The organism is Synechococcus sp. J7-Johnson, assembly GCF_024345795.1.
Taxonomy (GTDB): Bacteria; Cyanobacteriota; Cyanobacteriia; order PCC-6307; family Cyanobiaceae; genus Regnicoccus_A.
Map to the genome: position 1 here is coordinate 1 of NZ_JAGQBU010000005.1, position 15183 is coordinate 15183.

Below are 15183 nucleotides of genomic sequence, written 5' to 3' on the forward strand. Positions count from 1 at the left end.
GGAATTCAGAAGGAAAGCTGAGATTCGGGCCGACGTATCTACCGTAAGCCACTGGTCAATAGCGAAAAGGGCTAGTCCAACCACCGGATAAGATCGTGGCTGCGCACGATCTATCCTTGTTCGTTAGAGATGAGCAAGATCAGGGCCACCAGCGCATAGCTGAAGAAGATCTGTGCCAGGGACAGTAATGCCCAGACACCTTCCCCGTCCGGGCTCTTGAGCTCCAGCACCATGATCGTGATGATGATGGCGAGCACTCCGTCACTGAAGGCTTCAAGGCGTCCGCGACCCATGGCTGAGGAGTTCCGGCTCACTCAATACAACGAGGAGCAGGTACTGGTGGGCGTGAGCTTCATCAGCGACCACAGGGCGCCGTATTGAGCCTGGCTGAGCGACAACTCGTTCTGCATGCGCTTGCCCATCGGTGAGCCCGGAGCTGCCGTGGCGCCCAGCTCGGTGTTGATCGCCGCCAGGCCCTGGCACATCTTCTCGATATCGGGGTTGAGATCGCTGCTGGCCCGGGCGGGCAGGCTCAGGCACAGCAGGCTGATCACCAGGCCCGCAGGCCAGGATCGGGAGCTCATGAGGCGGGTTTGGCCAGGGGCATCAGGCACTTGTCGGAATCGCAACCGGCAGGACCAGCTTCCACCAGTTCGCCCTGGTCGTAACGCTGCAGCGCTTCAAAGAAATCAGCAGTGCGGCAGCGGGCGGCCACCTCCTGCTGCAGGCGGGTGTAGGTGGCCTGGTCGATCGGCTCGAACGGCAGCCGCGGGAAGGTGGCATTGGCATCAAAGCGGGCCAGCAGCGCCGCCGAGATGTAACCCTCTCCTCCATCGATCGCCTGGTGGATCGCCTCGGCCAGCGGCTCGATCTCGTTCTCGCGGAACTCCACCGTGGCGGAGGTGTTATGGGCCGTGTAGTGCTTCTGCACCTGCATGTAGAAGTCGAACTGGGCCAGCGCCGAGAAGTTGTTGATCTCCACCGCATCAGCGCCCGGGATGTTCGCCCAGCTCACCTCAGTTGGAATCTCAACCAGCCATTCACCGCAGCGGGGATCAAAGGGATCATCCAGCAGGCGCCCCTGCTCGTCCTTGTCGGATTGGCTGGGCACGATCGTGTAGCCGTAGTCCATGCAGGCCAGGGCCACCGGATCGTTCTTGCGGAAGGTGATGCGGCGGATGAAGCGCTGCGCCTTGGGCGGATGCCAGCCGGGGGACGCGCCCGTGAGCAGGCTCTTGGTGCCGGCCGGTTGCACGGTGGTGCAGCGGTTGGGGCGCCGCAGGCCGTGGCGGTCGCAGTAGTCCCACACCGCTTCATTCACGATCTGCTTCCAGCGGCTCAGGTACTCCGCCTCCTGGGCCTTGAACGCCAGGCCCTCCTCGGTTTCGGGGCGCCCCTGCTCCCACCAGTTCAACCAGGGGGTGCCGAAGGCATGCACGAAGAAGTCGAACAGACCGGTGAAGCTCACCCCCACAATCGGATCCCAGGCGCGGCTCTGGCGGTAGCGCTCCACTTCGAAGTCGTGGTTGAGCAGGCAGGCCACCGCCAGGCCGCCAGCGGTGAAGGCATCGGCTTGGGCCTGGTGGTCAGCCGGATCGATCCGGTTCAGATGAACTTCCGCCAGGTTGCAGTGGAAATCAGCGCCGAGGATCTCGCCGCAGTTGTGCGCCACCAGGCCGTTGGCGTCGAACCGTGCAGGGCCCGGCACCGTGCAGTCGTACACCGCCTCCACGCCGTCGGCCTCCACGGCTTCCACCGTGACGGTGAAGCGTTCGCGGTTCGGGGTGCGGCAGTAGTTCGCCAGCGCCTCATCCAGACGCTCCTGCTTCTGCCGGTCGCTGAAACCCACTCTCTCGGCGAACACCTGCAGGTTGTCGTTGGCGATCACCAGCTCGTGCTGGGCCTGGCACCAGTAACTGGCCAGTTCGCGGTTGCTGTCGGGCAGCGACCGCTCACCCTCCGGCCTGCGGTTCTGATAGATCGTGCTGATGATTCCCAGCCGCCCCAGCATCCGCTGCGCTGCCTTGAGTGTGCCCAGATCGCTCTGAGCCAGGCGCACGCTCACGCCCTTGAGCTGCCGCCCCTGCACACTGCCGTCGGCATCGAACAGACCCTGCAGGAAGCCGCGGTGGAAGCCGTGGCTGGTGCGCTCGATCACCTTACCCACCTGCTTGCTTCCCGGCTGGATGCCATAGGTAGCTGCCAGCTTGGCCAGGCCGCTGGAGCTCACCACCCGGTGCTGCAGCTGCTCATGAAGGCACACCTCAGCGGTGCGACGGCGGTAGCCCACCGCCCGCTCCAGCAGGCCAACGGCCCGCTCGGCCATCGCCTCGCGGCCCTCGCCCCAGTAGCGCAACACCGCTGTGTCGCTCCATTGGGTGGCGACCAGGCTGCCGTCACCCACCAGGTTGCCCAGCAGCCAGCCCTCCTCTTCACTACCCGCCCCATCCCAGGGCTGGGCGTCGCGGTGATCGTGCAGCTTCACCCGGTCGCCGGGCTGCAGCGTCTGCGCCTCCACCCACTCGGTGTACTGCGCCTTCTGGGTCTGCGCGCTCACCTTCAGCACCTTGTGGTTGCCCGTGAGCCGCAGTTCCTGGCCCTCCTTGGTGCGCAGCTTCAGCACCGGCTTCACGCCCGAAGCGAAGAAACCGGCCGGGGTGGTGCTGAACAGCTCGCCGTTCACATAGGTGCTGTGCTGACGGCCGATCAGCTCGTTCACCTGACGCGGCCCCTCGTCGGTGAGCACCCAGGTGTCGGCGGTGACGCATGGATTCAGCCCATAGCGCCCCAGACGGTGCTCCAGCTCGGCGTCACTGATCTCTGGATGATGCAGCTGCAACCAGCGGCCGGCTTCCTCGCGGCCCTGGTCCACATAGATGTCGATGAACTCGCTGCGCAGCTCCGGGGTGGTCAGCAGATCGGCATTCGAGCGTGCGATCGCCTCCGGCGCGAACTGGATCGCTCCTTCGCCGCTCTGAAATTGCTTCACCACTGCCTCCAGCACCACTTCTTTAGAGGGGCGGTTGTGGAAAACCCGGGTGTGGTTGGCCATCCGCAGCGCATCGCGCTCGGGGTCGATGCTCCAGTTGCCCTCAGCGTCCTGTTGCCAGAGGTTTTCCTTGGCGCCTGCAGCGGAGGAATCCTCCGCGGAGAACTGACGCATGCCGGCGCTGCGGCGGATATTGCCGGCCACGATCGTGACCGCCGCCTCATCAATCAGCAGGCAGCACTCCACCGAGGTGAGCCGGCGGCCGATCGCCTTGTTGAGGATCTGGGCCACGCGGCCGTAGAGGTCGCCCAGCTTCACCGGGTTGGCCATGCCGCCGAAGCCCTTCAGCGTTTCGCCCACCGGCCGCACATCGGAGAGGTCCACACTCACCGTGATCGGGGCCTCGGCGTCGAAGCGTTCATCACTGCTGAGTTCCAGCAGCAGCTGATAGCTGTCGACCCAGCCGCGGCGGGTGTCGCCCACCTTGATCGACACCCGGTTGCCATCGATGCTGTGGCTGGTGGCCTCCTGGCGTTGGCCGGCGGGGGTGAGGCCGATCGGGCTGACGCTCTCGATCACCAGCCGGTTGCGCACCAGCGGCAGCCGCTCGATCAGGTGCGGCTCGATGATGGCGCCGGTGCCGCAGCCCATCATTGCCAGGTCCATCATCAGACCGAAGGCTTCCCAGTCGATCAGGTTGGTGGAGGTGCAGTTGTAGGCGCCGGAGAAGTTATGGCGCTGCTCGATCCAGGGGGTGCCACCGATCCACAGCCAGCGCCCCGACGGCAGCGCCTGCTGATGCTTCTGCATGCGCCGGATCAGCTCCACTTCCTCGCTATTGAGATGGCCCAGCTGGCGCAGACCCTCCAGGTTGCGCTCGGCCACCTGATGCCAGCTCTCGCGGCCGCCTGGCGTCCGGCGGGAGTAGGTGCGGTAAAAAACGGGGTTCGCCGCCGGGGCCGTGGGCGGGAAATCAGGCTCCAGCAAGCCATTGGCACCAATCTGGCCGCCCTGCAACCTGCCGGCACTGGCCTCCTGGCCCACCGCTGCGGCGGAATCAACCAGATCGGGGCGCGCTGGGGTGAGGGTCACGGCGGAGGGGGGTGGTCAGGTTGGTGAACCATAACGCCACCAGTAGGGGGTGCAAGCGCTGGCGGCCACCAGTGGCAGTGCCCTGGCGTGGCCTGTCAGGCTGAGCCCATGACCAGCAGCAGCAGCACCAGGGCACCACAGAGCGGGGCCGTGGACCCCGAGCAGCAGGCCCTGGCTGAGGCCGTGGCCCGGCGACGCAATTTCGCGATCATTTCCCACCCCGACGCGGGCAAGACCACCCTCACCGAGAAGCTGCTGCTCTACGGCGGTGCCATTCAGCAGGCGGGGGCCGTCAAGGCCAAGGGCGAACAGCGCAAGGTGACCTCCGACTGGATGGAACTGGAGAAGCAGCGCGGCATCTCGATCACCTCCACCGTGCTCCAGTTCGACTACGACGGCAGCACGATCAACCTGCTCGATACCCCCGGCCACCAGGACTTCTCCGAGGACACATACCGCACCCTGGCCGCCGCCGATAACGCGGTGATGCTGGAAGACGCCGCCAAGGGCCTCGAGCCCCAGACCCGCAAGCTGTTCGAGGTCTGCCGCATGCGGCGGATTCCGATCTTCACCTTCATCAACAAGATGGATCGGCCCGGGCGCGAGCCGCTGGAGCTGATCGATGAGATCGAGAGCGAGCTGGGCCTCACCTGCTGGCCGGTGAACTGGCCGATCGGCAGCGGCGACCGCTTCCGCGGTGTGATCGATCGCCACAGCCGCGACGTGATCCTGTTCACCCGGGCCGAGCGGGGTCGCCAGGCCGCCGAGCGACGCCTGGCCGCCGGCAGCCCCGAACTGACAGGCCTGGTGGAGCCGGAACTCCTGGCTCAGGCCATCGAGGAACTGGAGCTGCTCGATGGCGCCGGTGCCGACCTCGACCTGGAGCTGGTGCATGCCGGTGAGCTCAGCCCAGTGTTCTTCGGTTCGGCGATGACCAACTTCGGTGTGCATCCCTTCCTCGATGCCTTCCTGGAGCTGGCCCAGCGGCCGGTGGCCCGCACCAGCCACGACGGCCCCGTCGATCCGCTGCGGCCCGAGTTCAGCGGCTTCGTGTTCAAGCTGCAGGCCAACATGGATCCCCGCCACCGCGACCGCATCGCCTTCGTGCGGGTCTGCTCGGGCCGCTTCGACAAGGACATGAGCGTGCGCCATGCCCGTAGCGGCCGCACCATCCGCCTATCCCGCCCCCAGAAGCTGTTCGGCCAGGACCGCGAGGTGGTCGAAACCGCCTACCCCGGTGATGTGATCGGCCTCAACAACCCCGGCATGTTCGCCATCGGCGACACCCTCTACGTGGGCCAGAAGGTGGAATACGAGGGCATTCCCTGCTTCAGCCCCGAAATCTTCGCCTGGTTGCGCAACCCCAACCCTTCGGCCTTCAAGAGCTTCCGCAAGGGGGTGAATGAGCTGCGCGAGGAGGGGGCGGTGCAGATCCTCTACGACACCGACGCCAGCAAGCGCGATCCGATCCTGGCGGCCGTCGGTCAGCTGCAGATGGAGGTGGTGCAGTACCGGCTGGAGAACGAATACGGGGTGGAGACACGCCTGGAACCGCTTGGCTTCAGCGTGGCTCGCTGGGTGGCGGGCGGCTGGCCGGCGCTGGAGAAGGTGGGCCGCATCTTCAACTGCAAGACCGTGCGCGATGCCTGGGACCGGCCGGTGCTGCTGTTCAAGAACGAGTGGAACCTCAACCAGCTCAAGGAGGATCACCCCGAGCTCGAACTCAGCGCCGTGGCGCCGGTGGTGAGCGGCGTGGAGCCGATCGCGATCTGAGCCACAGCCCGCCGCTGGCCTCGCCAGAATCAATTGCAACGAAAGGTCAAGGTGACGGCCATGCCTCAGCCGATCTGGCTGGTTCGCCCCCGCCGGGATGGAGGGTCTGATTACGTCCGCTTCCTGCCCAGCCATGAAGCCGTGGAGATCCGCGAAGGCAGCCACCTGCCCCCCCAGATGCCCCTGCTCAAGAGCCGTCACTGGCTGGCGATCGAGGAAGCCGAGGCCCGGCGCCTCGAGCTGCAGCAGGACGCGGGCTACCACTGCAGCGAACCCCTGTTCTGAGCCGCCGCCCCGGGCCGTCAGGTCTCATTAAGCCCCTGATGCACAGCGCCTCGCCCCGCGCCTCGATACGCTCGGGCCACGACCCAGCCCCACGCACCGGAGGCCATGACCATCGGTTCTGAACCTGCCCCCAACGGCAGTCCCTACGAAAGGCTCGGTGTCACCCCCGACGCCAGCTTCGATGAGGTGCAGGCGGCTCGCCAGCATCAGCTCGATGCGGTCGCTGACGACCCCCAGGCCCGCGCCAAGGTGGAAGCCGCCTACGACGCGGTGCTGATGGAGCGGCTGCGGGAGCGGCAGCAGGGCAAGGTGAGCAGCGCTGCGGTCAGCGCCTCCAAGCGAGAGGAGATCAAACCGGCGCCGGCCAGAGTCCCCTCCCGGCCTTCCCTGCCCCAGTTGCCCTCCCTGCCCCAGTTCAGCGGCGGCAACAAGCTGCAGGCACCCAGCTTCTCCCTGCCCAGCTTCTCCCTGGCCGAGGGCCGTGAGCGCTGGTTTCCCCTGGTGGCCGATGGCTTGCTCCTGCTGCTGCTGCTGGTCACACCGCCGGGTTCAGCCGAAGTGCTGCTGGCCCTGGCCACCGGCGTCACGGTGGTCAACCTCAGGCGCCGCAACGGTCGCTTCCTGGCCGCCGTTGGCTGGAGTTTCGCCCTGCTGAGCGTTGGCCTGCTCCTGGGCGGTCTGCTCACGCTGGGGCTCGATCCAGCCCTGCCGCTCGGGCTGCCCCTGGCCTTGCAGCAGGTGCAGAGCCTGCCGGCCCTCATCCTGCTGCTGCTCGGCGCCCTGCTGATCGCCTAAGCCAGCGAGAACTCGGCGATCAGCTCCCGCAGCTCCCCTTCCTCCACGCCGTACACCTCGTTGCAGAAGTGGCAGGTGAGTTCAGCGCGGCCGTCCTCGCGCAGGATCGAGGCGAGCTCCTGCTCACCCAGCATTCGCAGCGCATTGACGCTGCGGCGGCGGGTGCAGGGGCAATGGAACGTCACATCCTGACGGGCCTCGGCGTCCTCCAGCAGCTGGGGATCGAGGTCGGGGAAGATGTCTTCCAACAACAGCTTGAGGTCGTCCTTGCAGGCGGCCAGGCGGGCGCTGAAGCCGCTGATCTCCCGGCAACGATCCTCCAGCAGCGCCACCAGCGCAGGCTCCCGTGCCGCCTTGGGCAGGACCTGCACCAGCACGCCGCCGGCGCAACGGACCCCGCTGCTGTCGATCTGCTCGCCCACGAACACCGCCGAGGGGGTCTGCTCGGAGTGGAGCAGGTAGGAGGCCACGTCCTCGCCGATGCCGCCGCTCACCAGTTCCACCGTGCTACTGAACGGCTCCCCCTTGCCCTGGTCGCGCACCACGTGCAGGTAGCCGGTGCCGGTGGCCTGGCGGAAGTCGAACTGATGCTGGCCGTCGTCTTCCTCGATCAGGTCGAGTTCCAGGCCCGGATTGCCCACGTAGCCGCGCACGCTGCCGTCACGGCCCGCATCCACCATCAGCCCGCGCAGGGGTCCATCCGACTGGATGCGCAGGTTCACCCGCCCGTGGGCCACCTTCATCGAGCTGGCCAGCAGCAGGCCGGCCGTCATCGCCCGCCCGAGCAGGGCTGTGGTGAGGTACGAGAGGCCATGGCGCCGCCGGGCATAGCGGCTGGTGACCGTGGTGAGCGCCGCCACCAGGCGGATTCCCCCATCGGCCGCCGTGGCCCGCACCAACTGATCGGGCATCGCTGCGCCCTCCGCCAACTCAGGGCATCGTACGAAGTGCAGGCAGGGCCTGAAGGCCCCCGTCGCTCAGCCGCCAGGCCTGCCTCACCACCCCCTGGAACACCTCCGGCTCATGGGTGACCACCAGCAGGGCCCGCTGGCGGCCTAGCTGGGCGATCAGCTGCAGCACCTCGTGGCGCACCGACCAGTCCAGCCCGGCGGTGGGCTCATCCAGCAGCAGCAGCTTCGGGTCGCGCAGCAGCTGCACCGCCAGGGCCAGACGTCGCTGCTGGCCGCCGCTGAGCCGCTCCGGCGCCTGCTGCAACGACACCCCCTGCAGGCCCACCTGGCCCAGCACCGCCTCCAGCCGCTCGCTGCCCAGCCGGCGCTGCCCCAGCTTCAGCTCCTGGCCCACGCTCAAGCCGAGGAAATGGCGTTCGGGGAACTGGAACACCAGGCCGCTCAGCCAGCGGCGCTGACGGGCTGTCACCGGCTGGCCCTGCCAGAGGATCGTGCCGCCACTGGGTTCCGCCAGCCCGCTGATCAGCTCCAGCAGGGTGCTCTTGCCACTGCCGCTGCGGCCCGCCACCAGCACCGGCTCACCCACGGGCAGCGTCAGATTCACATCCCGCAGCACCGGCTCAGGCGTGGTGGCCGGGTGGTAGCGGACCGATCGGAGCTCCAGCATGGGGGACCACGGACCGCACCAGCTTGCAGCAGCCGCCACCGTGTTTGATGGGGGTCAACGGTCGATGCTGAAAGGAGCAACGCGCATGGAAATACGCTTCCGCGAGGTGGATCCGTTCAACTGCTGGATCTGGGTGCGCTTTCCCGAAAATCCCGGTCAGGGGGAGCGGGGCTACGTCGACACCGTGTTCGACAGCTGGTTCTTCCTGGGCAAGCTGGGGGGCTTCAACGCCGAAAGCCTGCAGGTGCATGAGGAGGGGATCGACCTCAGCGCCATGCACTACGACATCGATGCCGCCGAAGCGACCCTCCCCGCGCTGATGCACAGCATGGGCGAACCGGAATACCGCGACGACTGGTGCCGCTGCTGGGTCGACCTGGGCACCAGCGATGGGGTGGCCCTCGATGTACTCATCAACGCCCTGCGTCAGCTCAACAACGACGTGGTCGAGATCGAGGAGATCGTGATCGGCGGCGTCAATGACGACTGGCCCGTGGAGGAGGTGCCCGAGGCCCTCTTCCCCCACGGCGCCAACTGAGGCCGGTGGTGCGTGAGCTGCGCCGCCTGCTGATCACACCCGAGCGGCTGGAGGCTGGCCCCAGCCTGGCGTTGGTCGCCGAGGAGAGCCGCTACCTCAGCCGCGTGCTGCGCTACGGCCCCGGCCAGCGCTTCGCCGTGGCCGATGGCCGGGGGCAGCTCTGGAGCGCCGTGCTGCTCGCTGATGCCGAGGCCCAGCTCGAGCAACCGCTCGACCAGCCCCTGCAGCGCCAGGAAGCCCCCAGCCCCTGGCTGGAGCTGGCGGTGGCTGTGCCCCGCCTCGACTTCGATGTGGTGGTCCGCATGGCCTGCGAGCTGGGGGTGGACCGCCTCCAGCCACTTGTTGCCGAGCATGGGGCCATCCGCGGCAGCTGGAAGGCGAACCGCTGGCAGACGATCCTGCGCGAGGCCTGCGAGCAGTGCGAACGCCTCTGGCTGCCCGAGCTGCTGGAGCCGCTGGAGGCGATCACCTACCTGAGCGAACCGCGCGCAGCGCTATCGCTGCTGGCCAGCACCCGGGACGCGGAGTTGCCCTTGGTGGGTGCTGCCCTGGCACAAGGCGCAGCTGGTGATTCAGCTGAGGTAATCCCTGGAGTGGCGCTGGCGATCGGAGCGGAGGGCGGCTGGAGCCCCACCGAAACAGCGGCCGCGCAGGCTGCCGGCTGGCAGGCCGTGAGCCTCGGCCCCCACATCCTGCGCACCTCCACAGCGGCCGTGGCGGGTCTGGCCTCGCTGGTGCAGTGGCGGGAGGCCAGGGGCCAACAGCTCAGCGGCCGAGCATGCCGCTCGCCATCTGCTTGAACATCCCCATGTTGGCGCCGGCGCGGCGGCGGGCCCTGGGCAGCGCTCCGGAGGGGCTCAGGCGCTCGGGGGAGAAGGTGATGACGCTGGGGGCCGGACGGTTTTCCTGCTCAAGACGCAGCTCAGCTGCGATCGCCTCGGCAGTGGTCAACGCCGGGGCGGCTGAAGTGGATGCGGCAGCAGCTGGGGTGGCAGCGGCGGCTGGAGCTCCAACAGCGGCAGCGCCCACCGGGGCGGCCACGGCCGCAGCTGGTTCAGCCTTGACGGCGGCCTTGCCCTTGGCACCCTTGTCCTTGGCTGGCGTGGCCGCCACGGGGGCCACCACCGCTGGCTTGGCGGGCGCGTCCTTGTCGAGGTTGAGGAAGAACCCCTTGGGCTTGAAGATCATGACGCCGGCCAGCCAGGTCGTATGGGCTGATTATCCGCCGCGACGGCTCCGCCACCGCCTGCCCTTAGGGGAGTGCAACAGAGGCCTGCAGCGGCGCCGGCAGCAGCAGCGCCATCGGCGCCGGGGAAACTGGTGGTCTTCGTCTGTCCGCCATGCCTCTCGCCCCGTCGCCTGCGGCCCAGTGGCTGCTGGCCTTCGCGATCAACACCGTGCTGATCGCCCTGGCCCAGCGGCTGCCGCTGCTCACCAGGGCCGGCTGGGTGCACGCAGGCATCCTCGGCACCCTGCTCTGGGGCTCCCTGGGCTGGCGTGGCTGGCTGGCTGTGGTGCTCTATCTGGCCCTGGGCTCGGCCGTGACCCGGCTGGGAATCCGGCGCAAGCGGGAGCAGGGGCTGGCCGAGGGCCGCGGCGGCCGGCGCGGCCCTGAGAACGTCTGGGGATCGGCGGCCACCGGCGCCGTGCTGGCCCTGCTGACCACTTTGCCGGGAGCGCCTGTTCCCCTGTTGATGCTGGGCTTTGCCGCCAGCTTCGCCGCCAAGCTGGCCGACACCTGCGGCAGCGAGATCGGCAAGCGCTGGGGCCGCACCACCGTGCTGATCACCACCCTGCGGCCGGTGCCCCCAGGCAGCGAAGGGGCCATCAGCCTGGAGGGCTCCCTCGCCAGCCTCGGCGGCAGCAGCGTGATGGCCACGGTTCTGCTGGCCCTCGGCCTGCTGCCTTCCGCCAGCGCGGCCATGCTGGTGACCGCGGTGGGGCTGGTGGCCACGCTGATCGAGAGCCTGATCGGCGCCACCCTGCAGGGGCGCCTGGTCTGGCTCAGCAATGAACTCGTGAACGGCCTGCAGACCTTGATCGCAGCCCTGCTGGCGATGGGCCTGGCACCGCTGCTGGGGCTCTGAGCGTCGGCCAGACCGGCGGAGCATGGCGAGTCTCAACCAGCTCCATGATCTCTCCGCGCAACAGCAGCACCAGAGCATCGAAGCGCCGCTGGATGACCCTGGCCGGCAGCCCCTGATCCACCCCCAGCCGCCGCCAGGAAGCGCCATGGAGCACCCGCTCCAGCAGCAGCTGGCGCTGGCAGGGATCGAGCCGATCCAGCCGAAGCTTCACCCAGCGCTGGTTCTCGCCTTCGCAACAGAGCGACTCCTCCTCTCCCTCATGCTCAGCCCGGCGCGACTCCGGCCGCTCCCGGGCCGGCAGCCGATCCAGCAGCGTGCAGCCCCGCTCGTCCCCTTCAGCGGCGGGGGCATCGAGGCTGCAGAGCCGCAGGGCCTGGTGCAGCTCCAGTGCCTCGCGCCAGCGCTGGGGCGAGCAGCCCAGGGCAGCCGCCAGCGCCTCCTCCCCCAGGGCAGGCAGCTGAAGATGCTGGCGCTGTTGCTGCAGGGCCTGGCCGCGGCGGTGCAGCTCGCGCAGCTGGCGGGAGCAGCGCAGCGGATGGCCGTGATCGCGCAGGTGGTGCTGCATCGCCCCGCGGATGTATGGCACCGCAAAGCTGCTCAGGGCGGTGGGGCGGGACGGATCAAAGGCCTCGATCGCCCGGATCAGCCCAAGGCAGCCCAGCTGCACCAGGTCGTCGAGCGGCACTGCGGTGCTCGCGCTCTGGCGCACGGCCACCCGGCGCACCAGGGGCAGATTCAGCTCCACCAACCGGTTGCGCAGGCGGTGGTCGCCGCTGCTGCGGAAACGCTGCAGCAACTCGGCATTGAGGCTGTGCAGGTCCTGGTCCTGGTGGGGCTGGGGGCGTGAATCGGGCATGGCGGGGACAGCGGTGGGTCCGTGTTTCCACCCTCTGTCCCATGGCACTGCTGGCGCTTCACCCCAACCGGGGAACTCCCCTCCCCCAGATGGGTGACTTATCGGGTGTTCAACACCAGGCCGGCGGGCTCAGCGGGCCAGCGTGCGGGCCAGACCCAACTCCAGCCCCGCCCAGCTCTGCAGGGCTGGCCACTGGCGCACCCGCTCGTACACCCGGGCATGGCCGTCGGCATTGAGATGCAGGCCGTCGGCACCGAGCAGCCGGTTCCAGTGGGGGTCCTGCAGCAGGGGCTCCAGCAGGGGCAGGAAGGGCACATCGGCCTCCAGGCATGCCTCCTCCAGCAGGCGCTCGTACTGGTGCACGACTGCCAGCTGATACCAGAGGCAGCCTGCGAAGGGCATCACCGCTTCGTCCACGGGGGTGAGCCCGATCACCAGCACCGGCGCCAGCCGCACCGCCTCCCGCAGCAGCTGCTGCAACCCGAACAGGAAGGCCTCCGGTGCCAGCTGGTGGCGACCGTCGGGCCGCCCGACCCGGGCCGTGTCGTTCAGGCCCACGCTGATCACGATCCCCTGGGGAGCCTGACGGCGCAGCTCACCGCGGGAGCCCACCTCCCCATGCAGTCGCGCCGCCAGTCGCTCCAGGCCATCACCGCGCACCCCCAGGTTGTACAGAACCGGTCCATCAGGCAGCCCCATCCAGTGGCGCCGCAGCCGCTCGCACCAGCCGCCGCCATCGGGATCGCCCCAGCCATAGACACCGCTGTCCCCCAGCACGATCAGCTTGCGCGGCGTCGCGGTCACGGCCATGGGCTCGGGCGTCAGGCCGCCAGCAGGCGCCGGCGGAGGCGGTCGCTGAGATCTTCCCCCATCAGGGTGAGCAGCACATAGACCGCCACCAGGGCGATCAGCTGATCGATCGCGAAAGAGCTGAGGGACTCCAGCAGCAGGCTGCCCAGTCCGGCGGCACCCACCAGGCCCACCACCACCGTCTCGCGCAGGATCACATCGGAGCGGTAGGCGCCATAGGCCAGGTAGGAGCGGGCCAGGGCACTGAAGCGGCCGTAGAGCAGGGCAAGCCTGGGGCCAGCACCGGCGGCGACCAGGGCTTCCTCCGCCTGCATCGGGGCCGACTCCTCCGCCTCCAGCAGCAAGCGGCCGAGGACGCCCAGGTTGTGGAACGCCAGGGCCAGGGCAGCAGTGAGCACCCCCGGCTGCAGCACGAACAACAGCAGCAGGGCGGTGAGCGGCGGCGGCCAGAGGCGCCCCAGGGCCCAGACGGCCTGGATCAGCAGCCGGCCCCATCGCCAGGGAGCCAGCAACAGCAGCAGCAGCGGCGCGCTGCCCACCGCCAGCGCCGCCGCCAGCAGGGTGAGCCCGAGGGTGGAGCCGATCAGCGAGAGCCAGGGCAAGGCCACAACCGCTGGCCAGTCGGCCGTGAAGGGTGGCAGGGGCTGGAGTTGCCCCAGCTGCAGCGGGCTGACCCCCAGCGCCGCGGCCACCAGCACCAGCAGCGGCAGCAACAGCACCAGGCCCAGGGCCACCTCCCGGCCACCGCGCCCGACCGAGCGGCGCGTCAGGCCGAAGCGGGCCGGCATCGCCCAGCGCTGGCGCAGCGCCCGCAGCAGGGCCTCCAGAGCCAGCATCACCAGCAGCAGGATCCACAGCCCGCTCCAGAGCTCACTGAACTGCAGCGACTGGAGCGTGAGGCGCAGATCGGTGCCCAGCCCGCCGAGACCGAACACCCCCAGCAGGGTGGCGCTGCGCAGAGCGCACTCCAGCCGGTAACCGCCATAGCTGATCACCCCGGGCTGCAGTGCCGGCCCCAGGGCGGTGAGCAGGGCCGGGGCGGCCGGAGCTCCAGCCAGGCGCAGGGCATCCAGTCCCTGGGTGGGGAGAGCGTCGAGCAGATCACTCACCACCCGCGCCACCAGGGCGGCGTAGGGAATCGTGATCGCAAACACGGCCACCACCGGCTGCAGACCCAGCAGTTGCAGCAGCAGCAGGCCCCAGAGCAGCTCATGCATCGCCCGCGGCACCGCCAGCAGCCGCCTGATCAGCTCCGCCGGCAGGGCACTGCCGATGACCGTGCGCCACACTGTGCGGGAGCTCAGCACTCCCCCCAGCAGCCCCAGCGCCAGGCTCAGGGCCCAGCCGAGCAGGGCGATCCCCACGGTGATCCCCAGGCCGGAGAGGAGCGAGCCCAGCACCAGGGGATCCAGCGATGGGTTTAAGGCCGCCCAGGCAAACTCGCCAATCAGGTCCCAGCCGCCGCCGTGGCTGAGGCCAGGCAGCACCAACAGCACCGGCAACCAGGCCAGAGCCGGCAGCAGCGGCAGCAGCGGCGGGGCCAGGCGCAGCGACCGCCAGCTCCAGGCAGACGTAACCGTCATGCTTCCGAACGGTAGAGGGCCGCCAGCTGTTGGCCAGTCAGCCCCGAGGGCGCGGCATCCAGCACCACCCGGCCCTGGCGCAGAGCCACCACCCGATCGAAGCCAGCGAGCAGGTCGGGGCGGTGCAGGCTGAGCAGCAGGGCCCGACCGCCGCTGGCCTGCTTCAGCAACAGATCCAGCAGGTCACGCGCCAGGCGCGGATCCAGATGGGCCAGCGGTTCATCCGCCAGCAGCAGCAACGGGTCCTGCCGCAGCAGGCGGGCCAGAGCCAGCCGCTGGCGCTGGCCGCCGGAGAGGGCGGTCACAGGCTGCTCCAGCAGATCGGCGCCCAGGTCCACCTGGGCGAGAACCTCTGCGTTGGCGGCGGTCTCGACAGGCAGCATCAAGTTGAGCAGGGCCCGCGGCCAGCCCCAGCGGGCCAGCCGCGCCGCGTTCAGGTTCTGCTGCACCGTCAGCTCTTCGATCAGGCGCAGGTCCTGCCAGAGGGTGCCGATCAAAGCCTGCTGAAGCCTGCGCCTGCGCCTGGAGCGCGCTGGGGCCGCGCCGTTCCAGAACACCTCACCGGCTTCAGGCCTGATCAGACCGTTGGCCACGGCCAGCAGGGTGCTTTTGCCCGCACCGCTGGGGCCCACCAGGGCCACCCGCTCACCCGGCCGCAGCTGCAACGACACGTCATCCAGCCGTGGGGCGTTGCGGCCCGGCACACGGATGGAGCGCAGCTCCAGCAAAAGACGGTCGGGGGAGCTGCTCAAGACAGGGAAATCGGGCCGGTTCAGGAGAGGACAGGGAACAACCAG

At 68.8% G+C, this 15183-nt stretch carries 16 protein-coding genes; 6 read left to right on the forward strand and 10 right to left on the reverse strand.

Annotation, left to right across the window (positions count from 1 at the left end; translation table 11 throughout):
* Positions 1-110: 110 nt before the first annotated feature.
* Genes KBY93_RS03820 through nrdJ form a run of 3 tightly spaced genes read right to left on the reverse strand, consistent with a single transcriptional unit; the run spans position 111 to position 4006 of the window.
* Entirely contained in the window at positions 111-293 is a 183-nt protein-coding gene (locus KBY93_RS03820) for a TMEM175 family protein (protein ID WP_255092924.1), read from the reverse strand.
* A 21-nt stretch (positions 294-314) separates the two neighbouring features.
* Complete coding sequence (locus KBY93_RS03825) at positions 315-584, reverse strand: hypothetical protein (RefSeq protein ID WP_255092925.1); 270 nt, start codon at positions 582-584, stop codon at positions 315-317.
* A complete protein-coding gene (gene nrdJ, locus KBY93_RS03830; protein ID WP_255093052.1) occupies positions 581-4006 on the reverse strand; it encodes a ribonucleoside-triphosphate reductase, adenosylcobalamin-dependent in 3426 nt (1141 codons plus the stop codon). The genes KBY93_RS03825 and nrdJ overlap by 4 nt, the downstream gene beginning before the upstream one ends.
* Before the next feature lie 183 nt (positions 4007-4189).
* Between nrdJ and KBY93_RS03835 the strand changes: the two genes are divergently transcribed.
* The 3 genes from KBY93_RS03835 (at position 4190) to KBY93_RS03845 (ending at position 6934) form a co-directional block, all read left to right on the forward strand.
* Positions 4190-5854 (forward strand): peptide chain release factor 3, encoded by a 1665-nt coding sequence (locus KBY93_RS03835; protein ID WP_255092926.1) that lies wholly within the window; start codon positions 4190-4192, stop codon positions 5852-5854.
* Between the two features lie 60 nt (positions 5855-5914).
* Positions 5915-6139, forward strand: coding sequence for a hypothetical protein (locus KBY93_RS03840; RefSeq protein ID WP_255092927.1), 225 nt, complete (start codon positions 5915-5917; stop codon positions 6137-6139).
* 105 nt (positions 6140-6244) lie between these two features.
* Entirely contained in the window at positions 6245-6934 is a 690-nt protein-coding gene (locus KBY93_RS03845; protein WP_255092928.1) for a CPP1-like family protein, read from the forward strand.
* Here the strand turns inward: KBY93_RS03845 and hslO are convergent.
* On the reverse strand, positions 6931-7845 hold the full coding sequence (gene hslO / locus KBY93_RS03850) for an Hsp33 family molecular chaperone HslO (protein ID WP_255092929.1): 915 nt from the start codon (positions 7843-7845) through the stop codon (positions 6931-6933). The two genes, KBY93_RS03845 and hslO, sit on opposite strands and share 4 nt — an antisense overlap.
* A gap of 19 nt (positions 7846-7864) precedes the next feature.
* Positions 7865-8512, reverse strand: coding sequence for an ABC transporter ATP-binding protein (locus tag KBY93_RS03855; protein ID WP_255092930.1), 648 nt, complete (start codon positions 8510-8512; stop codon positions 7865-7867).
* Between the two features lie 85 nt (positions 8513-8597).
* On the opposite strand from KBY93_RS03855, the gene KBY93_RS03860 reads away from it, so the two are divergent.
* A complete protein-coding gene (locus tag KBY93_RS03860) occupies positions 8598-9050 on the forward strand; it encodes a DUF3531 family protein (protein WP_255092931.1) in 453 nt (150 codons plus the stop codon).
* A gap of 8 nt (positions 9051-9058) precedes the next feature.
* Entirely contained in the window at positions 9059-9850 is a 792-nt protein-coding gene (locus KBY93_RS03865; RefSeq protein ID WP_255092932.1) for a 16S rRNA (uracil(1498)-N(3))-methyltransferase, read from the forward strand.
* On the opposite strand, the gene KBY93_RS03870 is transcribed toward KBY93_RS03865, so the two are convergent.
* Positions 9816-10238: a hypothetical protein gene (locus tag KBY93_RS03870; protein ID WP_255092933.1), complete on the reverse strand. Its 423-nt coding sequence runs from the start codon at positions 10236-10238 to the stop codon at positions 9816-9818. The two genes, KBY93_RS03865 and KBY93_RS03870, sit on opposite strands and share 35 nt — an antisense overlap.
* 152 nt (positions 10239-10390) lie before the next feature.
* Between KBY93_RS03870 and KBY93_RS03875 the strand changes: the two genes are divergently transcribed.
* Positions 10391-11137 carry a DUF92 domain-containing protein gene (locus tag KBY93_RS03875; RefSeq protein ID WP_255092934.1) on the forward strand — a complete coding sequence of 249 codons (747 nt, stop codon included), beginning with the start codon at positions 10391-10393 and terminating at the stop codon, positions 11135-11137.
* On the opposite strand, the gene KBY93_RS03880 is transcribed toward KBY93_RS03875, so the two are convergent.
* From KBY93_RS03880 to KBY93_RS03895, 4 genes are all read right to left on the reverse strand, one after another.
* Positions 11055-11993 carry a sigma-70 family RNA polymerase sigma factor gene (locus tag KBY93_RS03880; protein WP_255092935.1) on the reverse strand — a complete coding sequence of 313 codons (939 nt, stop codon included), beginning with the start codon at positions 11991-11993 and terminating at the stop codon, positions 11055-11057. The two genes, KBY93_RS03875 and KBY93_RS03880, sit on opposite strands and share 83 nt — an antisense overlap.
* A gap of 129 nt (positions 11994-12122) precedes the next feature.
* A complete protein-coding gene (locus tag KBY93_RS03885) occupies positions 12123-12803 on the reverse strand; it encodes a GDSL-type esterase/lipase family protein (protein ID WP_255092936.1) in 681 nt (226 codons plus the stop codon).
* Positions 12804-12814: 11 nt separating this feature from the next.
* The gene (locus KBY93_RS03890) at positions 12815-14386 is read right to left on the reverse strand and encodes an ABC transporter permease (RefSeq protein WP_255092937.1); all 1572 of its coding nucleotides are present in this window, start codon (positions 14384-14386) and stop codon (positions 12815-12817) included.
* Positions 14383-15138, reverse strand: a complete 756-nt coding sequence (locus tag KBY93_RS03895) for an ATP-binding cassette domain-containing protein (protein ID WP_255092938.1) — start codon at positions 15136-15138, stop codon at positions 14383-14385. The genes KBY93_RS03890 and KBY93_RS03895 overlap by 4 nt, the downstream gene beginning before the upstream one ends.
* Positions 15139-15183: the final 45 nt, after the last annotated feature.

What these genes read in the sequence shown, in the direction of transcription:
- KBY93_RS03845 (WP_255092928.1), top strand. Translation starts at nt 6,245, where the DNA reads ATGACCATCGGTTCTGAACCTGCCCCCAACGGCAGTCCCTACGAAAGG.
- KBY93_RS03880 (WP_255092935.1), bottom strand. Translation starts at nt 11,993, where the DNA reads ATGCCCGATTCACGCCCCCAGCCCCACCAGGACCAGGACCTGCACAGC.
- KBY93_RS03870 (WP_255092933.1), bottom strand. Translation starts at nt 10,238, where the DNA reads ATGATCTTCAAGCCCAAGGGGTTCTTCCTCAACCTCGACAAGGACGCG.
- KBY93_RS03875 (WP_255092934.1), top strand. Translation starts at nt 10,391, where the DNA reads ATGCCTCTCGCCCCGTCGCCTGCGGCCCAGTGGCTGCTGGCCTTCGCG.
- hslO (WP_255092929.1), bottom strand. Translation starts at nt 7,845, where the DNA reads ATGCCCGATCAGTTGGTGCGGGCCACGGCGGCCGATGGGGGAATCCGC.
- KBY93_RS03835 (WP_255092926.1), top strand. Translation starts at nt 4,190, where the DNA reads ATGACCAGCAGCAGCAGCACCAGGGCACCACAGAGCGGGGCCGTGGAC.
- KBY93_RS03820 (WP_255092924.1), bottom strand. Translation starts at nt 293, where the DNA reads ATGGGTCGCGGACGCCTTGAAGCCTTCAGTGACGGAGTGCTCGCCATC.
- KBY93_RS03825 (WP_255092925.1), bottom strand. Translation starts at nt 584, where the DNA reads ATGAGCTCCCGATCCTGGCCTGCGGGCCTGGTGATCAGCCTGCTGTGC.
- KBY93_RS03855 (WP_255092930.1), bottom strand. Translation starts at nt 8,512, where the DNA reads ATGCTGGAGCTCCGATCGGTCCGCTACCACCCGGCCACCACGCCTGAG.
- KBY93_RS03885 (WP_255092936.1), bottom strand. Translation starts at nt 12,803, where the DNA reads ATGGCCGTGACCGCGACGCCGCGCAAGCTGATCGTGCTGGGGGACAGC.
- KBY93_RS03840 (WP_255092927.1), top strand. Translation starts at nt 5,915, where the DNA reads ATGCCTCAGCCGATCTGGCTGGTTCGCCCCCGCCGGGATGGAGGGTCT.
- KBY93_RS03890 (WP_255092937.1), bottom strand. Translation starts at nt 14,386, where the DNA reads ATGACGGTTACGTCTGCCTGGAGCTGGCGGTCGCTGCGCCTGGCCCCG.
- KBY93_RS03860 (WP_255092931.1), top strand. Translation starts at nt 8,598, where the DNA reads ATGGAAATACGCTTCCGCGAGGTGGATCCGTTCAACTGCTGGATCTGG.